At 63.5% G+C, this 19,307-nt stretch carries 18 protein-coding genes and 1 pseudogene; 9 read left to right on the top strand and 10 right to left on the bottom strand.

What is annotated here, in order from left to right:
- Positions 1-93: 93 nt before the first annotated feature.
- Positions 94-1,614 (bottom strand): xylulokinase, encoded by a 1,521-nt coding sequence (gene xylB / locus GE027_RS12635; RefSeq protein WP_153557560.1) that lies wholly within the window; start codon positions 1,612-1,614, stop codon positions 94-96.
- A gap of 116 nt (positions 1,615-1,730) precedes the next feature.
- On the opposite strand from xylB, the gene GE027_RS12630 reads away from it, so the two are divergent.
- Entirely contained in the window at positions 1,731-3,113 is a 1,383-nt protein-coding gene (locus GE027_RS12630; protein ID WP_153557559.1) for a type 2 periplasmic-binding domain-containing protein, read from the top strand.
- A gap of 79 nt (positions 3,114-3,192) precedes the next feature.
- Here GE027_RS12630 and GE027_RS12625 read toward each other — a convergent pair whose 3' ends face one another.
- From GE027_RS12625 to ykgO, 3 genes are all read right to left on the bottom strand, one after another.
- The gene (locus GE027_RS12625; protein ID WP_153557558.1) at positions 3,193-4,086 is read right to left on the bottom strand and encodes a DUF58 domain-containing protein; all 894 of its coding nucleotides are present in this window, start codon (positions 4,084-4,086) and stop codon (positions 3,193-3,195) included.
- Positions 4,087-4,106: 20 nt separating this feature from the next.
- The gene (locus tag GE027_RS23090) at positions 4,107-4,409 is read right to left on the bottom strand and encodes a hypothetical protein (protein ID WP_153557557.1); all 303 of its coding nucleotides are present in this window, start codon (positions 4,407-4,409) and stop codon (positions 4,107-4,109) included.
- A 152-nt stretch (positions 4,410-4,561) separates the two neighbouring features.
- Positions 4,562-4,714, bottom strand: a complete 153-nt coding sequence (ykgO, locus tag GE027_RS12615; protein ID WP_153557556.1) for a type B 50S ribosomal protein L36 — start codon at positions 4,712-4,714, stop codon at positions 4,562-4,564.
- 174 nt (positions 4,715-4,888) lie between these two features.
- Between ykgO and larC the strand changes: the two genes are divergently transcribed.
- The 6 genes from larC to GE027_RS23405 all read left to right on the top strand — a co-directional run bounded on the left by larC (position 4,889) and on the right by GE027_RS23405 (position 10,435).
- Positions 4,889-6,076 (top strand): nickel pincer cofactor biosynthesis protein LarC, encoded by a 1,188-nt coding sequence (gene larC, locus GE027_RS12610; protein WP_153557555.1) that lies wholly within the window; start codon positions 4,889-4,891, stop codon positions 6,074-6,076.
- Positions 6,077-6,199: 123 nt separating this feature from the next.
- Complete coding sequence (locus tag GE027_RS23885; protein ID WP_153557554.1) at positions 6,200-6,523, top strand: RNA-binding S4 domain-containing protein; 324 nt, start codon at positions 6,200-6,202, stop codon at positions 6,521-6,523.
- A gap of 114 nt (positions 6,524-6,637) precedes the next feature.
- Positions 6,638-7,309, top strand: coding sequence for a glycine zipper domain-containing protein (locus GE027_RS12600; protein WP_153557553.1), 672 nt, complete (start codon positions 6,638-6,640; stop codon positions 7,307-7,309).
- A 255-nt stretch (positions 7,310-7,564) separates the two neighbouring features.
- Positions 7,565-8,347 carry a 30S ribosomal protein S2 gene (gene rpsB / locus GE027_RS12595; protein WP_237607497.1) on the top strand — a complete coding sequence of 261 codons (783 nt, stop codon included), beginning with the start codon at positions 7,565-7,567 and terminating at the stop codon, positions 8,345-8,347.
- 236 nt (positions 8,348-8,583) lie between these two features.
- Complete coding sequence (tsf, locus tag GE027_RS12590; protein ID WP_153557552.1) at positions 8,584-9,567, top strand: translation elongation factor Ts; 984 nt, start codon at positions 8,584-8,586, stop codon at positions 9,565-9,567.
- Between the two features lie 355 nt (positions 9,568-9,922).
- Positions 9,923-10,435: a hypothetical protein gene (locus GE027_RS23405; protein ID WP_237607501.1), complete on the top strand. Its 513-nt coding sequence runs from the start codon at positions 9,923-9,925 to the stop codon at positions 10,433-10,435.
- 462 nt (positions 10,436-10,897) lie between these two features.
- On the opposite strand, the pseudogene GE027_RS23400 reads toward GE027_RS23405, so the two are convergent.
- The 4 genes and pseudogenes from GE027_RS23400 to hisD all read right to left on the bottom strand — a co-directional run.
- Positions 10,898-10,957: pseudogene (locus GE027_RS23400) on the bottom strand (hypothetical protein); the annotation flags it as partial.
- Positions 10,958-11,193: 236 nt separating this feature from the next.
- Positions 11,194-11,781 (bottom strand): imidazoleglycerol-phosphate dehydratase HisB, encoded by a 588-nt coding sequence (hisB, locus tag GE027_RS12580; protein WP_153557550.1) that lies wholly within the window; start codon positions 11,779-11,781, stop codon positions 11,194-11,196.
- 12 nt (positions 11,782-11,793) lie between these two features.
- Positions 11,794-12,852, bottom strand: coding sequence for a histidinol-phosphate transaminase (gene hisC / locus GE027_RS12575; RefSeq protein WP_153557549.1), 1,059 nt, complete (start codon positions 12,850-12,852; stop codon positions 11,794-11,796).
- Between the two features lie 334 nt (positions 12,853-13,186).
- On the bottom strand, positions 13,187-14,608 hold the full coding sequence (gene hisD, locus GE027_RS12570; protein WP_153557548.1) for a histidinol dehydrogenase: 1,422 nt from the start codon (positions 14,606-14,608) through the stop codon (positions 13,187-13,189).
- 149 nt (positions 14,609-14,757) lie between these two features.
- Between hisD and GE027_RS12565 the strand changes: the two genes are divergently transcribed.
- Together GE027_RS12565 and GE027_RS12560 are read left to right on the top strand one after the other, a co-directional pair.
- A complete protein-coding gene (locus GE027_RS12565) occupies positions 14,758-15,882 on the top strand; it encodes a threonine aldolase family protein (protein WP_237607496.1) in 1,125 nt (374 codons plus the stop codon).
- The gene (locus GE027_RS12560) at positions 15,879-17,570 is read left to right on the top strand and encodes a glycosyltransferase family 39 protein (protein ID WP_153557546.1); all 1,692 of its coding nucleotides are present in this window, start codon (positions 15,879-15,881) and stop codon (positions 17,568-17,570) included. Before GE027_RS12565 ends, GE027_RS12560 begins: the two co-directional genes overlap by 4 nt.
- Before the next feature lie 3 nt (positions 17,571-17,573).
- On the opposite strand, the gene ndk is transcribed toward GE027_RS12560, so the two are convergent.
- Together ndk and GE027_RS12550 are read right to left on the bottom strand one after the other, a co-directional pair.
- Positions 17,574-18,032 carry a nucleoside-diphosphate kinase gene (ndk, locus tag GE027_RS12555; RefSeq protein WP_153557545.1) on the bottom strand — a complete coding sequence of 153 codons (459 nt, stop codon included), beginning with the start codon at positions 18,030-18,032 and terminating at the stop codon, positions 17,574-17,576.
- Between the two features lie 260 nt (positions 18,033-18,292).
- Positions 18,293-19,102 carry a hypothetical protein gene (locus GE027_RS12550; RefSeq protein WP_153557544.1) on the bottom strand — a complete coding sequence of 270 codons (810 nt, stop codon included), beginning with the start codon at positions 19,100-19,102 and terminating at the stop codon, positions 18,293-18,295.
- Positions 19,103-19,307: the final 205 nt, after the last annotated feature.

Below are 19,307 nucleotides of genomic sequence, written 5' to 3'. Positions count from 1 at the left end.
TGAATACTGGCCACGGCCCGGGGGCCGTGCTGCTTTTTCACAGGCTGGAAGCCTATGCCACTGGTCACAGGCTGGAAGCCTATGCCACGGGGCTTACTGCAACTGGGCCAGGTCGGCGAAGTCCGCGCGGAGCGACTGGTACAGCCGTTGGTAGATGGGAAACAGATTGTTGTAAGTCTTGCTGGCCGCGCGTCGCGGCGGCGTCGCATCGGCGACTTCGATCGTGGCTTTGCAAGCCTGTTCGATCGAGGTGTAGGCACCGTCGCCAACGGCGGCCAACAGCGCCACGCCGTAGGCCGGGCCCTGTTCGACGGCCAGCTTGGAGACCTTCTTGCCGAAGGCGTCGGCCTGCATCTGACGCCACAGCGGATTGCGGCTGCCGCCACCGGAAGCGCGAATTTCCCGTACCGGCACGTCCAGATCGCGGATGATCTGCAAACTGTCTCGCAGCGCAAACGTAACGCCCTCCATCACGGCGCGGGTCATGTGGCCGCGGCCGTGCGTCGTGTTCAGCCCCACGAAAGCGCCGCGGGCATGCGGGTCGGCGTGCGGCGTTCGTTCACCGCTGAGGTACGGCAAAAACAGCAACCCTCCGCTGCCGGGAGCGATGCTCTGGGCTTCGGCCGTGGCCGCCGCGTAACGCTGGTCGCTGTCGATCCCGACCAAACCTTTGAGAACCGAATCGACCCACCACTGCAGCGACCCGCCGCTGGTCAGGTTCACGCCCATCATGTGCCACTTGCCCCGCACGGCGTGACAGAAGGTATGCAGCCGGCCTGCCGTGTCGTACTGGGGCTGGTCGCTGTGGACGAACATCACGCCGGAGGTACCGACCGAGGTGCTGAGGATGCCGCGCCGCACGACGCCGTTGCCCACCGCTCCGGCCGCACAGTCGCCCGCCCCGCCGACCACCTTGCACTCGGTCGTCAGCCCCAGTTGTTCGGCCACCTCCGGCAGCAGCGTGCCGGTCACGTCTTCGCTTTCAAACACCGGCGGCAATAGATCCGGATCCAGATCCAACTTGCCCAGCAACTTCTTGCTCCACTGCCGCTTGACGACGTCCAGTAACAGCGTCCCGCTGGCATCGCTGACCTCCGAGGCGAACTCGCCGGTCAAACGCCGCCGGATCTCGTCCTTGGGCAACAGAACCTTGGCCAGTCGATCGAACTTCTTGGGTTCGTGATTGCGCATCCAGAGGATCTTGGGGGCGGTGAAACCGGTCAGGGCCGGGTTGGCCACCATCTTGATCAACGCCTTGCGTCCGCCGGCCGCAGCGGTGATTTGTTCGCACTCGGCGACGGTGCGTTGATCGTTCCACAGCAGCGCCGGCCGAATCACCTTGTTGCGTTTGTCCAAGAAGACCGAACCGTGCATCTGGCCACTCAGCCCGATCGCCCGCACGTCGGAGGGTTTGCGACCGCTGCGCTGCATCACTTGGCGAACGGACTGAACCGTCGCTTGCCACCAGTCCTCCGGATCCTGTTCGGTCCATCCCGGGCGGGGTTGATGCAGCGGATACTCCGACGACGCTTCGGCATGAACCTTGCCCTGTTCATCGATCAACAGGGTTTTGGTTCCGCTGGTGCCAACATCAATACCCAGATAAAACCGCATTACTCACCACCGAACGGGAACAGGAAGGATTCGAACCGGGTGCTACTATACTGCGTACCAACCGGGGTGGAAAACCGACGGGGAACGATTTGAGATTTACGATTTTGGGAAACCGCATGCTTCGACGTCGATCCGTTTGTTTGGTTGTGACGGTCCTCAGCCTGTTGGGCTTGAGCGTCGGGTGTGGCGGTGATCGGCAGGAGCCGGCCGCGCCGCAGGCGACCGTTTCCGAGGTGCCGCTGCGGGTGGCCCTAGCCGGGGACGAGCAACAGGCCGAAGCGATCCGGCGCGGTTGGTTGGCCGTTTCCGACCAACCGTTGGACGTAACCGCGTTGGGGGCGCAGCCGAGTGACCAACAGATGGTCACGGCCGCCCAACAGCACGACGTGCTGATCTATCCCACCGCGCAAACCGGCCAACTCATCCAAGAGGGCGCGATCCGTCCGCTGCGCAAACAGTTCCACGCCGATGCGGAGCGCCAGACCACCGAGGCGGAACCGACGGAGCTGTTGCCGGCCCTCGGCGATTCACTGGTTCGCTATGGATCGGAATCGGTCGGTTTGCCGCTGGGCGGACCGCAGCCGGTGCTGTTGCGGCGGCCCGACGGTGGCCCGTCGCCGCGGCAAACCACCTGGACGGATTACGCCCAGCAGGTCGCCCAGACCGACAAGGGCCGCGCCGCCGAACCGCTGGCCGACGGTTGGGCGGCCCAGGCCTTGCTGTACCGGGCCAACGGTTACTGCGGTTCGACCTGGTTGTTTCGCGGCGACGAATTGCAACCGATCCTGGCGACCGCCCCCTACCTGCGGGCGCTGCGGGAACTGCAACAGGATGCCGCCCGCTATCCTTCGCAGCGGATGACTCCGGCGGAGATCTGGCAGGCGGTGCACGAGGGAAACCTGGATCTGGCCATCGCGTGGCCGGCGTCGCCGGAGAACCTGATGGAGTCCGATCTTGCGACCCGCGCCGACGTGATGCTGCAGCCGCTGCCGGTGGGCGATCCGGTGTATCTCGATCCGGAACGAGGCTGGCAGGACCGCGGTGGCCGCAGCGATGACCACTGGGTGTTGCTGATGGGGCAGGCTCCGATGGGGTCATTGGCGGCCGGTTGCCGACAAACATTCGTTTCGGAATCCTTTCTACAGTGGATCAGTGGCGGCGAGGGATCGACGGGCCTGCCCGAAGCAATCGCCGGGTTCACCGTGACGCGGACCACGAACAATGACTTGGGGGCCGACGGCGGTGGCCCACAGACCGATTATTCGCAGCTGCTCCGCACGCAGTTGTCCGGTCGTTTCGTCCGCCCGCCACTGCGGATTCCCGGCGCGGACCAGTACATGCAGGCTCTGGACGCCGAAGTCCAAGCGGTGTTGGCCGGCGAGAAAACGCCCGAAACGGCGCTGATCGACGCCAGCGTGGCGTGGGAAGAAATCACCGAACGTTACGGCCGACGCCAACAAGCCAAGCACTGGCGAATGACGCAGGGAATGAGCCGGTAATCGCGTGGCATGGGCTTCTAGCCTGTGAAGATAGAAACACAGGCTGGAAGCCTATGCCACAAGCCGTCTCGCGACCGGCTCAGAAGCGCCCTTGGCGGCTGATCAAGTACTCGGTCAGGGCTGTGTCGAAGGGCATGCTGGTATCCATCGGCACGTAGTCGATCCGCAGGTCGCTGCACTTGCGCCGATAGGCTTCCTGGAATTCGTTCAGGTTGGCCAAGTAATCTTCGCGGAACCCTGTGGCGTCGACCGATACCGTCTCGCCGGTTTCCGGATCCTCGAACTGCACCGACCCCTCGTAGGGAAACCGCACCTCGGCTTCGTCCAGGACGTGAAACAGGATCACGTCGTGGCCGGCATGTCGCAGCCGGGCCAGGGCGGAAAACACCGGTTCCGGTTCGCCCAGCAGATCGCTGAACAGCATGACCAGGCTGCGGTGCTGCAGCATCGCGGCGACCTGAGCCAGGCAAGCCGGCAGGTCCGTCGTGCCGGAGGGCTGGAGATTGGTCAGATGGGCCAGCACGTCGCCCAAGTGACTGCGGCGGCTGCGGGCCGGCAAACTGGCGCGGACTTTGTCGCCAAAGGTGATCAAGCCGACCGGGTCCTGCTGCATCAACATCAGGTAGCACAGCGAAGCGGCCAAGCAGGTGCAGTACTCGAACTTGGTCATCTGTTGGCTGTCGGTAAAGCCCATCGACTCGCTGAGGTCCATGACCAGATAACCCGTCAGGTTCGTTTCGGCCTCGAACCGCTTGACGTAGTACTTGTCGGTCTTGGCGTAGACCAGCCAATCGATGTCTTTGGGATCGTCGCCGCGGTTGTACCGCCGGTGCTCGCTGAACTGGACCGAAAACCCATGGTAGGGGCTGGCGTGTAGGCCCTGTAGAAAGCCTCGCACGACGGTGCGAGCGCGAAGGTCCAACCGTTTGATTTGGTTGATCGCTTCGGGAGAAAGCGGGTTGGTCGCCGACACTGGCGCGGATCCGGTAAGCGTTATTCTTCGCTGGTCGCCGCGTCGTCGGCCAATGGTCGGGCGACCCGGTCCGCGGCATCGGCGCTCGGCGTCACCCCCAACTCGCTCAGCAAGGCCGTGACTTTGGCATCCAGGTCGTCGATCTGCGCCAGGACGTCATCCTGTCGCCGTTCCAGTTCTCGCAGCAGGCCGCCGGGTTCGGGTGTGCCGGGTTCGGGGGTGCTGAGCTCGGCGGCGTCGCTTGCAGGTGTCGCGCTTTCGGGGGCATCGACAGCTGCCAATTCGGTTTCCGCAGCTTCCGCGGACGGGGACACAGGCGACATAGCGATTCATCCAGGGTGCAGTGGGACGTCGGTGCTGGAACAGCAGCACACGACACCCATCGGCATCCCGGCAGAATCCGCCTAATGCGAACCGTAAACGTTCGCCTCACAGAATGTAGGGGATATGCGGAAAATGCGGCGGGTCTAACGCCTTAGCGTCGACGCTTCTTAATTTTGGCCCCACCCTGACGCACTTTAAAGCGTGGGTTGCTCTTGCAAATCACGTAGATTCGGCCGCGACGGCGGACCACTTGGCAGTCCGGGTGGCGGTATTTCAGGGCTCCGATCGAGCTTACAACCTTCATGGATATCGTCTCGCTAGATTTAATCGATGGGTCGACTTAGGAACGGGTCGACTTGGTAAACTGCTGGTCAAACGGTCCTTAGGGGGCTCGGCAGAGCCTCGGGCAGCTATCAGAATCCCGGATTCTACTGATTCAACGCGCCAAGGCAACGCCACTTTACAGGAACACAGCACCATGCGGGTCGCATATTTTGATTGTCTCAGCGGGATCAGCGGCGATATGACGCTGGGAGCGCTGATCGATGCGGGAGCGTCTTTGGAACGGATTGTTCAGGGGGTCCGGTCGCTGGGTCTGGGGGAGCTGTCGATCACGACCGAGGACGTCCGCAAGGCGGGGTTTCGGGCCGTGCAGGTGACGATCACCCATCCACCCGAGCACGCGCATCGTCATCTGCATCACATCGAAGCGATGATCGACCAGGCCGATGCGATCTCCGAAGGAGCCAAGCGGCGGGCACGCGACATTTTTGCGGCTCTGGCCGCGGCCGAGGCCAAGGTGCACGGCACGAGTATCCAGAAGGTCCATTTTCACGAGGTGGGCGCGATCGATTCGATCGCCGACATCGTCGGTTCGGCGATCGCCCTGGATGATTTGGAGATCGCCGCGGTCGAAGCGTCCGCCGTGCCCACCGGTACGGGCTTTATCCAGATCGATCACGGCCGCGTTTCGATCCCGGCGCCGGCGACCGCCGAACTGCTGTGCGACATCCCGATCGCCGCCAGCGAAGCTCCGATCGAGTTGACCACACCCACCGGTGCGGCGATTTTGAAAGCGACCGCCCGCCGTTTCGGCTCGGTGCCGGCGATGACGCCGCGGGCCGTCGGCTACGGCGCGGGCCAGAAGGATCTGGAAGGCCAAGCAAACGTCCTGAGGGTCCTGGTGGGCGAATTGGCCGAGGCCGACGGCGACTCGCCCTCGCCCCTGGAGTACGACCGGGTGACGGTTTTGGAAACCAACATCGACAATACCCCGGCAGAAGACATCGCCGCAGCGTGCGAGGCCGTGCTGGAAGCGGGAGCCTTGGACGTGATCCAAACGCCGTGCGTGATGAAGAAAGGCCGCTCGGGCGTGCAGGTCAGCGTGCTGTGCCCCGAGGGGCGAGCGTGCGAGCTGGAGCGGATCCTGTTTCTGGCAACCGGAACGATCGGCATCCGCCGTTATCGCGCCGAGCGTCACAAATTGGCTCGCCGCTCGGTCACGCGCGAAACCGAACTCGGGCCGGTCGTCGGCAAGGAGTGTCGGTTGCCGGACGGTTCGTGGCGGTTTGCCGTGGAGTACGAAGAGGCCAAGGCGGTCGCCGACAGGCACCGGTTGAGCGTTCATCAGGTTCGCGAGATCGCCCAGCGGGCCGTTTCGCCGTAACCGTTCAGCCGCCCCCCAGTCGCTCCCCACCGGGGAGACCCTCTCGCGCCCGTCGCGGTCGTTTTTCTTTCTTCCTTTTCTGTGCGACGCCCGAAACCTTTCCACCGAAACGAGTTCCCCACGATGACCGAACCCAACGCCGGCGCCGCTGGCCCTCCCGAGCAATCTGGCCCGCCCGAGCAATCTGGCCCGCCCGAGCAATCTGGCCCGCCCGAGCAGCCTGGCCCGCCTCAAGACGCCCAGCAGCCCGAGCTGCCCACGATCCGGCTGGACGATTTTCTGAAATTCTGTGGCCTCGTCGGCACCGGGGGGCAGGCCAAGCTGCTGATCCAAGGCGGCGAGGTGTGGGTCAACGGACAGGTTGAAACTCGCCGCCGCAAGCAGCTGGTCGTCGGCGATGTGGTAGAGTTGTTGGGCGAGCGGTTTGAGGTCGAGGCGTCTGGTTAACGGGTGCTAGCACAAACTGACGTTGCCCGCTGGAGAGGTTTCCCGCTAAAGAACCATCTCCCGCCGATTTATCCATCGTCAGACCCAATACCCGATTTTTGTGGATACACGACCATGAACCAACGCTTGGTTGGCCCGATGCTTGTCATCACTGCGATTGCCTGTTCGACCGCCAGTGGGCAAGCCAATACCCGCCGCGGCGCCACCCTGGGCGGCATCGCCGGGGCGGTTGCCGGTAGCATCATCGGAGAAAACAACGACGAAGCCGGAGCCGGAGCGGTGATCGGCGGCGTCTTAGGTGCCGTTGCCGGCGGGGCGCTCGGTAGCGCCAAAGACCAAGAACAGGCCCTGCAGCGCCAGCGCTACCAGTACCAGCAGCAGAACTACCAGTACCAACAGTCGCGATACGCCCAAACGCAGGGCGCCGTCACGACGGCCGACGTGATCAACATGACCCGCAGCGGCCTGTCCGATTCGGTGATCCTGGGCCATATCGAGCAGCGTGGGGTGCAGCGCCGCCTGGAGGTCTCGGACATCATCTCTCTGCACCAACAGGGGGTTCGCGAAGTGGTGATCACGGCCTTGCAGCGAGCTCCGGTGGGGGGCCCTGCCGCGGCTCCCGCTCCCACCGTCGTCCAGCCCGCGCCGGTGATCGTCGAAGAGCGACATCACTACACCCCGGTGCCGGTCGTGGTTCCGCGGCGACGCTACTACCACCACCCCTACGATTATCACCACCACCATCACCACCACCACGGCGGATTCGGATTTTCGATCGGGCTGTGAGCCGGCCGAGTTTTTTCAGATCTGAGATTTCAGATTGCGTCTGCGTTACGCATTGACCAACCGGTTGTCAACACGCTATTTTCTACCTTCGGCCCACGTTCTGTTGCGGACGTGGGCTTTTTTACTGTTCCCTTTCGTACTTTTTGACACTACGGGCGAAGGGCCCCCGAGGGCTCTGGCCGTGGCCGAAGCAAGGCATTGGCTGTGCTTGGGCGACGTTGCTTGGACCGGTCGAAAACCAGGAGAAAACCCCCGATGAGTACTGACGCCAGCCCTGCTTCCAGCACCGATCCCAACACGATCGTGCAGACGATGATCGAAGCCGGTGTGCACTTTGGACACCGCACCAGTTTGTGGAACCCGAAGATGGCACCGTACATCTTTGGCCGCAAGAACCAGATCCACATTCTGGACATCCGCGAAACCCTGCGAGGGTTGTTGCGGGCCAAGAAATACCTGCAGCAGGTGGCCGAGAACAACGGTTTGATCCTGTTCGTGGGCACCAAGCGTCAGGCCGGAGAGGCGGTCGAGGAGCACTGCCTGCGTTGCGGCATGCCGTTTGTCGCCGAGCGTTGGTTGGGCGGCACGCTGACGAACTTCCGCACGATTCGCAGCCGCTTGAGCCGCTTGGAAGAACTGGAAAAGATCCGTTCCGGTGACGAACTGGACAACTATTCCAAGAAGATGCAGTCGGCTCTGAACCGCGAATACCGCAAGATGTATCGCAACCTGAACGGTTTGCGCAACATGAACCGGTTGCCCGAATGCTTGGTCATCATCGACCCGGGCAAGGAACGCAACGCGGTCCGCGAAGCCAAGCGGTTGGGGATTCCCACCGTGGCCTTGATCGATACCGACAGCAACCCCGATCTGATCGATCTGCCGATCCCCGGCAACGACGACGGTATCCGTTCGATCGAGATCATCATGAAACAGCTGGCCGACGCGGTCATCGCGGGCAAAGGCACCCCGGCCGAGGCCGAGAAGGCTGGCGCGCCGGCCGGTGCTTCGGAGCAAGCCGCCGAAGCGACCAGCTAGCGTTCGCGAACTCTTCGATCCTCAAGGCGGTCTGTTGATTTCCAGCAGGCCGCGTTTGCGGCACGACGACCACGCCGGCCCGGCCGCCGCCCGCTGCGGCCCCTGGGTCGCCCGCCCAGCAGCCTTCCTCGTTCGTGGCTCGCTGTGGTGCGCAGCGAGGTTGTCTTCTGCCGGCGTATCCCTATCCGTACCCTGAATACTCCGTTTCCAGCACGAACGATCTAGAAAGAAACACGATGGCTATTACCGCAAAAGACATTAGTGAATTACGCAAAGCCACCGGCGCGGGCATGATGGACTGCAAAGCCGCGCTGAAGGAATCCGGCGGCGACTTCGACGGCGCCCTGGACTACCTGCGCAAGAAGGGACAGAAGGTGGCCGCCAAACGCGCCGACCGCGAAGCCAACGAAGGCGTCGTCGTGGCCCTGTTGGACGACTCGGGCACCCGCGGTTTGTTGTTGGCCGTCAGCTGCGAAACCGACTTCGTGGCCAAAAACGAAGACTTCATCGCCTTCGTTCAGGACGTGGCCAAATTGGCCGCCGACAAGAAGGTCAACACCAAGGAAGAATTGCTGGCCCTGGCCTACGATGGCAGCACGGTCCAGGAAAAGATGGTCGAGAAGACCGGCGTGATCGGCGAAAAGATCGAGGTTTCCGATTACCAAGTGGTCGAAGGCGAAAAGATCGCCTCCTACATCCACGCCGGCAGCAAAATCGGTGTGCTGGTTTCCTACAAGGATGGCGGCAACGCCGAAGCCGCAAAGTTCTTCCGTAACGTGGCGATGCACATCGCAGCGATGCGGCCTTCGATCCTGCGTCCGGAAGAGTTCGACGACGAATTCGTGACCAAGGAAACCGAAGCTCTGCGAGCGCAGATCATCGCCGAGAACGAATTGAACGCTCGCGAGAACCTGGGCAAGCCGCAAAAGAATGTGCCCCAGTACGCCAGCCGTCGCCAGTTGACCGAAGAAGTCATGGCCCAGGCCGAAGAGGACATCAAGGCCCAACTGAAGGCCGAAGGCAAGCCGGAGAAGATCTGGGACAAGATCGTCCCGGGCAAACTGGAACGATTCGTCGCCGACAACACCCTGTTGGACCTGGAGCACTGCCTGCTCAGTCAGGTCTACGCTCTGGACGACACCAAGACCGTCGAACAGGCGGTCAAGGACCTGGGCGACGAAGCCGAAATCATCGAGTTCAAACGCGTCGCCGTCGGCTGAGAGAGCCGCCGGATCAGGACGGTAAAGCAAACGGTCAAAACGCAACCACGAGTCGTAAGATTCGTGGTTGCGTTTTTTTGTGCCGCGCAGCCGAACGCGGACAGCGTCAGGCGCTCGCGGCGGGGGAGCGTGCGGCGACGATTCGCGTTTCCGCGGCGTTGACGGTTGCGCAGCGTTGCAGCGGCGAAAACCGTCATGGCTAAGCACGTCGGCATGAATCTTTAGGTAAAACCCCGCGACAACACCCTCCCGCGCAGCGGGAGGGTCGGGCTCTTAGGCCCGGGGAGGGCCCTACGAAAACCCTCTCCGGGCCTGAGAGCCCGACTCTCCCAGAGGGAGAGTAAAGCCGAATTAGATGTTGCGACGTGCTTGGGAGACCCGCGGCTGGCGCCGTCGGCTGGCGGACTCGGCGGCGGCCGAGGGTTGGCTTCTACCGCACCCCGAAATCTTTCTTTGCGTGCTGGCCGAAAACCAGGAAACAGGCCCAGATCCCGAACGGGAATACCAAGCATCCGGGACAAGGAAGGGCGGCGAGGACGGCGGCTGTTCGAGCGCCTGCGAGGCTACTGCGTCTCGCCATCACGATGCCGCCCCACGTCATGACGGTTCCAACTACGAAGCTAAACAGAGCGCCGGCGATGAAGCCGGCAACGCGAGCGTACGCCTCCGCAGGGATTTCCTGAGTGGTCAGCAAGACGGTTATTTGGCCGGCGCGCAGGAGGGCACCAAGCAGCATCAGAACACCCCAGATCGTGATCAGCACTCCGTTGATTATGTAAAAAGTCGATCGGCTGCCGCCCGAAGAACCGCCTCCGGCGGGCTTTCCGAAATTGCCGCTGGGCGGCGCATATGGCGACGCGGCCTGTGACGGAGGACTGGCAGGAAAACCGCCGCCGCCGCCGAACGCGGGTGCTCCGCCGCCGCCGCCGCTAGCAGGGCTCGATGGAAACCCGCCGCCCTGAGCCGGGGCGCCGAAGTCTTGGCCTGGAACGTCGAAATCAAACGGCGAAGATTCGGGCGCTGATGGGGCTGCCGGAGCGGGCGCTGGGGCCGCCGGGGCTGCGGGGCCCGGCGCGGATCCTTTGGCGGCTGGAATTCGCAGCTTCTTGCTGCACTGCGGACACTGCACGACTTTGCCCGCACTGCTGGCGCTGACCGCCAGCTGTTTGCTGCATCCCGGACAGCGGATCGTGGTCTTCTTTGCACCAGGTGCCGAAGCGGCTGGTCTTGCAGAAGCGGCCGGCTTTGAAGGCGTTGCGGCGGACTTGCCGCCAGACGCCGGCACCCGCAGCGTCTTGGAGCATTTGGGGCAGCGGACCTGTTTGCCCAGCGCCGAATCGGGAAGTTTTAATTTGGTCTGACAAGACGGGCAAACGATGGTCGCAGGCACAGGCTTCTCGCTTCTGACGTTCTAACGATGGTTCCTCTCCGGTCCACGTCCTGGTCGTTTTTACTGGATGCTTCGTCCAGTTTGTGCCCCCGATCAGGTCGCCTCGTACGCGGACGGTTGGCGTCCAGCATATACCGCCGCGGCGGCAAGCGAACGCTTGGGGCAACGCGAAGGGAAAAAAAACATCGCAGCCTGCCGATTTGCGCAATCATTCGGCTTGCTCGGACGCCCTTGCGTCAGAGGACGCCCTTGGTGCTGGGCACCGCGTCGCTGCGGGGATCGTCTTCGACCGCCATGCGTATCGCCCTCGCGGTGGCTTTGAAGACGGCTTCGGCGATGTGATGCGCATTGCGGCCGTGGTGCATTACCACATGCAGATTGCAGTGCGCGTTGGCCGCAAAGCTTTGCCAGAAGTGTTCCACCAATTCGGTGTCGAAGGTGCCGATTTTGGCGGCCCGGATTTCGGCGTGGTATTCAAACGCATACCGTCCGCCCATATCCACCGCGGCGGTGACCAACACCTCATCCATCGGCAACGTCCAGTGACCGTAGCGGCGGACCCCGGCGCGACTGCCCAGCGCTTGGTCGATGGCTTGACCCAGGCAGATCCCGACGTCTTCGGTGGTGTGATGGTCGTCCACGTGCAAGTCGCCTTCGGCCTGCACGTCCAGGTCGACAAGAGCGTGGCGGGCGAACAGGTCCAGCATGTGGTCCAGAAATCCGATGCCCGTGCGGCGCGTGCCGTCCCCGTTGCCGTCCAGGTCGACGCTTAACTGGATATTGGTTTCGCCGGTGCGGCGTTCGATTTTGGCGCTACGTCCCATTACGACCGTTTCCTACAGTACTTGTGATAACATCAGCAGGCAGGCGTCCGCTTGATCGTCGGTGCCTACACTAATCCGCAGCCCGTCGCCCCAGTCCGGAAAGTCCATGTACCGCACCAGGATCTGGCTTTGTTTCAGGTGTTCATAGATCAGCTTGTGCGATTTATCCGGGTGCTGACACCAAACGAAGTTGGCTTGCGAGGGAGTGACGTGGAATCCCAGTTCGGCCAAACGCTGTTCCATCCGCCCGCGGGTCGCTCGGATTTTGGCGACGTTGTCGGCCAACCACTCGGTGCTGCCGATCGCTGCGGTGGCGGCGGCGATCGACAGCGTGTCGCAGTTGTAGCTGTCCTTAATCTTTTGCAGTTCCGCAATCCGGTGCGGCTGAGCCACGACGAATCCGAAACGCAGGCCCGCCAACGCGTACGACTTGCTCAGCGTCCGCGTCACGAACACCTGATCGCTCTGGCGGACCAGGTCCAGGCAGTGGGTGTCGGCAAAGTCGGCGTAGGCCTCGTCGACCACCAGCGGACAGGGCAGCGTCTGGGCGAACTGCAGGACTTGGTCGGGCGGAATCACGGTGCCGCTGGGGCTGTTCGGGTTGGGCAGGAACGCCAGGCGCAGACGGTCGTCGCTGTGGCCGAAGGCGGCCGGCAATTGCCAGTCGGGTGAGAACGCGGTTTGTTCCCACTGGGCACCCTGAATGTCGGCCAGGGTGCGGTAAAGGATGTAGCTGGGATAGGGCAGCCGCAGACGCTGGCCTTCTCCGACCATGGCTCGCACCAGAATCGTCAGGATTTCGTCGCTGCCGTTGCCGGCCAGAATCCATTCGGGACCGGGCAGGTCCAGCACCTCGGCGGCCCGGCGGCGGAACGCGCTGGCGACCGGGTCGGGGTAGCGCTGCAGGCCCGCGGTGGCGGCGGACTTGATCGCTTCGGTGACCGCGGGCGGAGCCGGATAGGGGTTTTCGTTGGTGTTCAGTTTGATGAACTTGCCGCCCTGCGGTTGTTCGCCCGGGACGTAGGGTTGCATCTTGGCCAGCGCGGGCCGAAACGGATTGGAGCGTGACATCCGGAAAGCGTCTTTGGGAAGGAACGGGAGGTAGGCGAGCAAAAAGGGAAAATCGGCGGAGCCAGTGTCGCCTTTCACTCCGTGAAAGTTGTGTTTGGGTTTTTGGGTTTGGGCTACTTTCGGCGGAGCGAAAGGCAACTCTCTACTCGCGGCGGAGCCAGTGTCGCCTTTCACTCCGTGAAAGTTGTGTTTGGGATTTTGGGTTTTGGCTACTTTCGGCGGAGCGAAAGGCGACTCTCTACTTTCGGCGGAGCCAGTGTCGCCTTTCACTCCGTGAAAGTTGTGTTAGGGTTTTTGGGTTTTGGCTACTTTCGGCGGAGCGAAAGGCAACTCTTTACTCGCGGCGGATGGCGACGCTGCGGGCGTGGGCGGTGAGGCCTTCCTTTTGCGCGAGCGCCTCGACGTCGGGGCCGATCGCGTCGAGTGCCGCTCGGCTGAACTCGACCACGCTGCCGCTGCGCAGGAAATCGTTGGCCGACAGTCCGGCTGCCCAGCGAGCCGTTCCGCCGGTGGGCAGCACGTGGCTGGGACCGGCCGCATAGTCGCCCAAGGCGACCGGCGTAAAGGAACCGAGGAACGCGGCGCCGCTGTTGCGAATCTCGGCCACCACCGCTTGCGGATTGGCCGTTTGAATGTGGAGATGTTCCGGGGCAAATTTGTCGGTCAACTCGCAGGCTTGGCGGCAGTCTTCGACACGGATCAAGGCCGCAAACGCTTCCAGGCTCTCCGCCGTCAACTCGGCTCGTTCCAGCTGGGCCAGTTGTTGCCGCAGGTGTTTCTGAACCGCCTCGATCAACGGAGCGTGCCAGGTGATCAGGATGGCTGAGCCGGGCGAGTGTTCGGCCTGGGCCAACAGATCGGCCGCGACGTATTCCGGTCGGGCCGTTTCGTCGGCGATCACGATCACTTCGCTGGGGCCGGCAATCGAATCGATGTCGACCGTGCCGTAGACATGCTTCTTGGCCAAGGCCACAAACAGGTTGCCGGGACCCACGATCTTGTCGACCGCTGGCACCGCGTCGCATCCATACGCCAGCGCCGCGACGGCCTGGGCTCCGCCCATCCGATAAACTTCTCGCACGCCCAGCTCGTGACACGTCGCCAGCATGTCTTGGTTGTAGGCGCCGAAGGGAGTGGGCGGGGCGACCACGGCGATCTGTTCCACGCCCGCGACCTGAGCCGGGACGACGGTCATCAGCACGGTCGACGGGTACGCCGCCGCGCCGCCGGGAACGCAGACGCCGACGCGTTTCAGCGGAACGTAGCGTTGCTGGAGGCGGACGCCATCGCTGGGCTCGATCGTGACATCGCTGTGCAGGATGGCGGTCTGAAACCGCCGGACATTGTCGTGGATGCGGCGAACGGTTGCGAGAAATTCCGGAGCCGCCTGCCGATGCGCCGCGGCGAGATCGGCCGCCGGGACGCGCAGTTGGTCGGCCGTCAATTCCGCCTGATCCAGCTGTTTGCCGTAATCCAGCAGGGCCTCGGTGCCGTCGCGGGCGACGTCGTCACAGATTCGCCTGACCACGGCGACCGGCGAAAGGGCTTCTCCGAAAACCTTCTCGGTCAATGCCCTTCCCCGCGGACTGACGATATCGCCTTGGGGGCTTAGCTTCTGACGCAGACGCTCTAAAATCTCGCCGGCCGAAGTTTCGCTGGCATCGACAACCGGGATGCTGGGATTGTTTGGGGCGTGTTGGTTGTTTCGGTCGTCTGGCTGGTTGGGGGGCGAACCGGATCCGGAATCGGCTGACATAATCGGTGGTCATCAAGTGTGCGGTGCTGCTCTTACTCGAACGCTGCGGCCCTTATCTTATGCCATCAACCGTCCCCTGCCAGTGTGCTAGGATGGCGAGCCGGACGAAGCTGGTTGGAAAACGACGCACGCCGATGGATTTGAACAGGGTGATCGATTTACGAAGCGATACCGTGACGCGGCCCACCGCCGCGATGCGCCGAGCCATGGCCGAGGCGGAAGTGGGCGACGATGTGATCGACGTCGACCCCACGGTCGAGCGGCTCGAACAGGAGACGGCTGCCGTGTTGGACATGCCGGCGGCCCTGTTCATGCCCAGCGGTTCGATGGCCAATCAGATCGCCGTGCGGGTGCATTGTCAGCGCGGCAGCGAATTCTTGTGCGAAGCCGGCTGCCACATCTACAACTATGAACAAGCGGCGTTCGCCCAGTTATCGGGATTGGTGGCTCAGACCGTGGCCGGGACCGACGGCGTGCTGCAGGTCGAACAGTTGATCGGATTGGTTCGGCCGCACAATGATCACATGGTCCGCACTCAACTGATCGCTCTGGAAAACACCCACAATCGCGCCGGCGGGACGATCCAGCCGCTGGAAACGGTCGAAGACATTTGTCGGTGGGCTGATGAACAGGGGCTGCGGCGGCACCTGGATGGTGCTCGGCTGTGGAACGCCGTCGCGGCCACCGGCATCGAAGCGGATCGCTGGGCTGGGCATTTCGATTCGGTCAGTGTTTGCTTCAGCAAGGGTTTGGGGGCCCCGGTGGGATCGGTCCTGGCGGGCACCGAGGACTTCATTGCCGAAGCTCGCCGGGCGCGGAAACTGTTCGGCGGAGGCATGCGGCAAGCGGGAATCATCGCTGCCGGAGCCCTGTACTCGCTGCGGCATCATCGCGGGCGACTGGACGAGGATCATCACCATGCGCAGATTCTAAAAAAGGCCATCGACGATTCTCCGTCGCTGGTGATCGGACCGGCCGGCGTGCAGACGAACATCGTACGGTTCGAGGTGGATCCGGATTGGGGCACCGCCGCCGAATTGGTCCGGGGGCTGGAGGAACAAGGCGTTCGCTGTCTGGCGTTTGGGCCGCAAGCCATCCGCCTGGTCACGCATCTGGATGTTTCCAGCGCTCAAATCGATCGAGCTGCCGAAGCGATTCGGGCCGTTGCGGGGAAGCGGGCGGGAAGCGTGGTCGAGCAAGTTGCGACCGCCCCGTGTGCAGCCGAGCCGCGGACGTCCGGACCGCCTAGCTCGTCGGGAGCCTCCTCGCGGTGACGGCAGCCGATGCCCCGCCGAAACAGCCGTCGCGCAGCGTCTCATTCGAGTCCCGTCGCTGGCTGACCTTCCTCGCCGCAGCGGTCGTCGCCCTGGGTGCCGTGTTGTTGCGGTTGCCCGAGGTCGAGGAGAGTTTGTGGGTCGACGAGCTGCATACGGCCTGGGCGATCCACGACGATCTGGCCGACGTCGCTCAGCGGGCGGCCGCTGGAAACCAGACGCCGTGGTACTTTTGGGCGTTGTGGTTTTGGACGCAAGTCGCCGGCGACAGCGAATGGGCGTTGCGGCTGCCCTCGGTGCTGGCACTCGCCGCGGCCTGTGCGATGTTGGTCTTCGCCGCCAGCCGACATCGTCATAGCTTGCTGGCCGGCGTCCTGGCCGGAGGGCTGTTGGCGATCGATTTAAATGGCATCTACTTTGGCACCGAGGCCCGCTCCTATGGCTGGGTGGTGGCGGCGGTCACGGCCGCGGCGTGGGCGGCGGTCGAGTATGCCGGTGGACGGCCGAATGCATCGCCGGGCCGCGAAGCCCCTTTCCAGTCGCCGCAGCGTGCCGACACCGAAGGGGGACGTCGAGGCTGGCTGGTGCTGTGCCTGCTGGGGCTGTGCACCGCCATGCTGCTGCATCCGACGGCCGGGATCGCCCTGCTGGCCGTCGTTGCCCTCGCGGCGGTGATTCTGTGGCAGCGGCGGCGTCGCTGGAGCTGGTCGCTTGGCCTTGCCGCGATCGCCGCCGTGTTGCTGCCGCTGCTGATCAATGCCGTGGTCGTAAGCCGGGTTTGGCAGGTTCGCGACAACTGGAGCCGTTTCGGCGTACCACAGTCGGCCGGAGAGCTGTGGGCGATGTGGCCCTGGCTGGTTCCGCTGATACCGCTGATCGTTTGGGCCATCTTGCAAGCCGGGCGATGGCTTCGCGAGCCGTCACCGGCAGGAAAGTCGTTAACGCGTAAGGAACGAGTCGAGCAGCTGCCGCTGGGAGTCCTCTTGTTGGTCGCGGTTGCCGCCGGAACGCTGCTGTGCTGGTGGATCGCGGCATACGGTGGCGTTCCGGTGTGGCATCGACGTTACATCGTGGGCTTGCTGCCGCTGCTGTGCTGGGCCACGGCTGACCTGTGGGCCGCGACGGCCCAGGTGGTAGGACGAAGCGGAATAGGCCGCGGGGGAATCCTTGCGATGGGCGGCGTGATCGCCGTAGGGATGCTCCTGCATCACCAGCAAACCCTGCAATTGTTTCGCGATCCAAGCGTCAGCCTTCGAGGCGAAGATTGGCGGGCGGCGGTGGCTTGGGTCAATCAACATCGCGAGCCCAGTCAACCGGTGTACGTGGGAGCGGAATTGATCGAGTCGAACGGCCTGCGCGAACTCAAGCCGGTCAGCCCGCCATGGTTGGCGCTCAACACGTACCTGATGTTCCCGGTCTCCGGCCCCTACGCGATCGAAAACGCCAAACCCCTGGCGTCCGCCGAGGAGCATCTGGTCGAAGATCTCAACCGCGTGCTGATGCCGCCCCGAATGTACCGTCCGGTACGGGTCCGGTGGTTGATCTACCGCATGGCCGAGCCGTACCTGGAATCGCTGTACCGGCAGGCCGCGGAATCCGCACAGGCTCCGGCGGCGCTGCAGCATACGCAGGCCGCCAGTCGCAGTTTCGGCGGCGTGACGGTCGTCCGCCTGGAAACTCGCTGGTGAAGCCTACTCGTCGGCGGCACGCATGAAGCGTTCCAGTTCCGGCTGGCTGACGCAGTACTCGTCTTCGCTGAAGTACAGGCCCAGTTCACGCTCGGCCGACTCGGGCGAGTCCGAGGCGTGGACGAGGTTCATCTGGCGGCTGGAGCTGAAGTCGCCGCGGATCGTACCGGGAGCGGCTTTCAGGCCATTGGTCGCGCCCAACATTTCGCGGACCACACTGATCGCATCCAGCCCTTCCAGCGCCAGGGCGACCACAGGCGCCGAGGTGATGAAAGATTCCAGGCTGGGGTAGAAGGGTTTGTCGGCGTGTTCGGCGTAGTGCTGCTTCGACAATTCCGGCGTCACTTGAATCAGTTTCATCGCCACGATGTTCAGCCCTTTGTTTTCGAAACGGCTGAGGATCTGACCGATCAAGCGGCGCTGGAAACAATCGGGTTTCAGGAGAATCAATGTGCGTTGCATGGAAGCAGCCTCGTAGGAAGGACGGGTAAGCAGATACGCCGCAGATTGTGCAAAGAATCGCCGCCAGCGCGAAGACGTCGCCGCAAAAAGCCGTGCGGCAGCCATCGTAGCTCGGCCGTCCCAGAGTAGCGCGGCTGTCCCAAAGTAGCTCGGCTGTCCCAGAGTAGCTCGGCTGTCCCATAGTAGCTCGGCTGTCCCAGCCGAGAGCGGATCGGTTCACAGGCTGGAAGCCTATGCCACTGATCACGATCGCGAAATGCCTAACGCTTCTCGGCCGACTCAGGCCGCGTCGCGATCGGCTCGCGGACGAAACGGTCACGACGCGTTTGCTGCAACAGCAGCGAATCATCTTCCAGCAGCGAATCGCCTTCCAGCAGCGAATCATCCTCCAGCAGCGAGTCGCCTTCCAGCAGCGAATCATCCTCCAGCAGCGAGTCGCCTTCCAGCAGCGAGTCATCCTCCAGCGGGACGTCGCCGATCAGCCGGTCGTTTTCCGGCAGAACGTCTGAGGCGGCTTCACCGGTCAACTGAGGCAAGGCCTGCGCGGATGAGGTTGCGGCGTCGCGGGATTCCGTGGGCGGTGGCCCGGGCAATTGTTCCCAGTCCTGCGGCTCATCACCGCCGGCTTCCTCGTCGTCGCCGGAGGCATCGTCCTCGATCGCCTCGAGCTCTTCAAATACCGAACGCGGCACGTTGAAGCGAGGGCCCTGGTCGAGGGCGTCGTGGTCTCGGGCGGGGCGGTAGGGATCGACGGCCGGGTACAGCTGGTGGGCGGCCCAGTAGCGGGCTCGTTGCCGGGCGGTGGCGTCGTACCAGTGTTGGCGTCCGCTGGGGCCGTGTCCGGCGTGCTGGGCGGCGTAGGAGCGTGGCGGCAGGTCGGCCGTGGGCAGCCGGCAGTCACGATCGCAGGCGTGGTAGCCATCGCCCCAACCGATTCCCAACGTGCGGCCGACGCGGCTCAGCGGTTCCCAGGCTTTGCTCGCGGCTGCCGGCGATTGGCCCAGGGCGGCCGGCGGAGTCCCCAGGCTGACGGCCCCCACGACGACGGTCACGCACAGCAGAACTCGCATCGAAACATCCTGATGGGAAGACAGCCACCGAGGGCGGCGCGGACAAAACAAAACAACAAAGCCCTAGGGGTTCGCATCGACGCCGGCGGACCCCCTGCCCGAGCCGAACTGTCACGCTGTCGAAGGAAGCGTTCGGTGGGATTGTGTCGGCCCAGACGGTCGCAACGGTCGTGTCGTGTAATCCAGCCCACCTGGGGAATCTCCG

The organism is Roseimaritima sediminicola, assembly GCF_009618275.1.
In the GTDB taxonomy this organism is placed as follows: domain Bacteria; phylum Planctomycetota; class Planctomycetia; order Pirellulales; family Pirellulaceae; genus Roseimaritima; species Roseimaritima sediminicola.
Note: the sequence above shows the minus strand (reverse complement) of the source record. Positions and strands in the feature narration are given on the sequence as shown.

Excerpts from the sequence above, each read along its gene's own strand:
- xylB (WP_153557560.1), bottom strand. The coding sequence starts at position 1,614 with ATGCGGTTTTATCTGGGTATTGATGTTGGCACCAGCGGAACCAAAACC.
- GE027_RS12630 (WP_153557559.1), top strand. The coding sequence starts at position 1,731 with ATGCTTCGACGTCGATCCGTTTGTTTGGTTGTGACGGTCCTCAGCCTG.
- GE027_RS23090 (WP_153557557.1), bottom strand. The coding sequence starts at position 4,409 with ATGTCGCCTGTGTCCCCGTCCGCGGAAGCTGCGGAAACCGAATTGGCA.
- ykgO (WP_153557556.1), bottom strand. The coding sequence starts at position 4,714 with ATGAAGGTTGTAAGCTCGATCGGAGCCCTGAAATACCGCCACCCGGAC.
- larC (WP_153557555.1), top strand. The coding sequence starts at position 4,889 with ATGCGGGTCGCATATTTTGATTGTCTCAGCGGGATCAGCGGCGATATG.
- GE027_RS23885 (WP_153557554.1), top strand. The coding sequence starts at position 6,200 with ATGACCGAACCCAACGCCGGCGCCGCTGGCCCTCCCGAGCAATCTGGC.
- GE027_RS12600 (WP_153557553.1), top strand. The coding sequence starts at position 6,638 with ATGAACCAACGCTTGGTTGGCCCGATGCTTGTCATCACTGCGATTGCC.
- rpsB (WP_237607497.1), top strand. The coding sequence starts at position 7,565 with ATGAGTACTGACGCCAGCCCTGCTTCCAGCACCGATCCCAACACGATC.
- tsf (WP_153557552.1), top strand. The coding sequence starts at position 8,584 with ATGGCTATTACCGCAAAAGACATTAGTGAATTACGCAAAGCCACCGGC.
- GE027_RS23405 (WP_237607501.1), top strand. The coding sequence starts at position 9,923 with ATGTTGCGACGTGCTTGGGAGACCCGCGGCTGGCGCCGTCGGCTGGCG.
- hisB (WP_153557550.1), bottom strand. The coding sequence starts at position 11,781 with ATGGGACGTAGCGCCAAAATCGAACGCCGCACCGGCGAAACCAATATC.
- hisC (WP_153557549.1), bottom strand. The coding sequence starts at position 12,852 with ATGTCACGCTCCAATCCGTTTCGGCCCGCGCTGGCCAAGATGCAACCC.
- hisD (WP_153557548.1), bottom strand. The coding sequence starts at position 14,608 with ATGTCAGCCGATTCCGGATCCGGTTCGCCCCCCAACCAGCCAGACGAC.
- ndk (WP_153557545.1), bottom strand. The coding sequence starts at position 18,032 with ATGCAACGCACATTGATTCTCCTGAAACCCGATTGTTTCCAGCGCCGC.
- GE027_RS12550 (WP_153557544.1), bottom strand. The coding sequence starts at position 19,102 with ATGCGAGTTCTGCTGTGCGTGACCGTCGTCGTGGGGGCCGTCAGCCTG.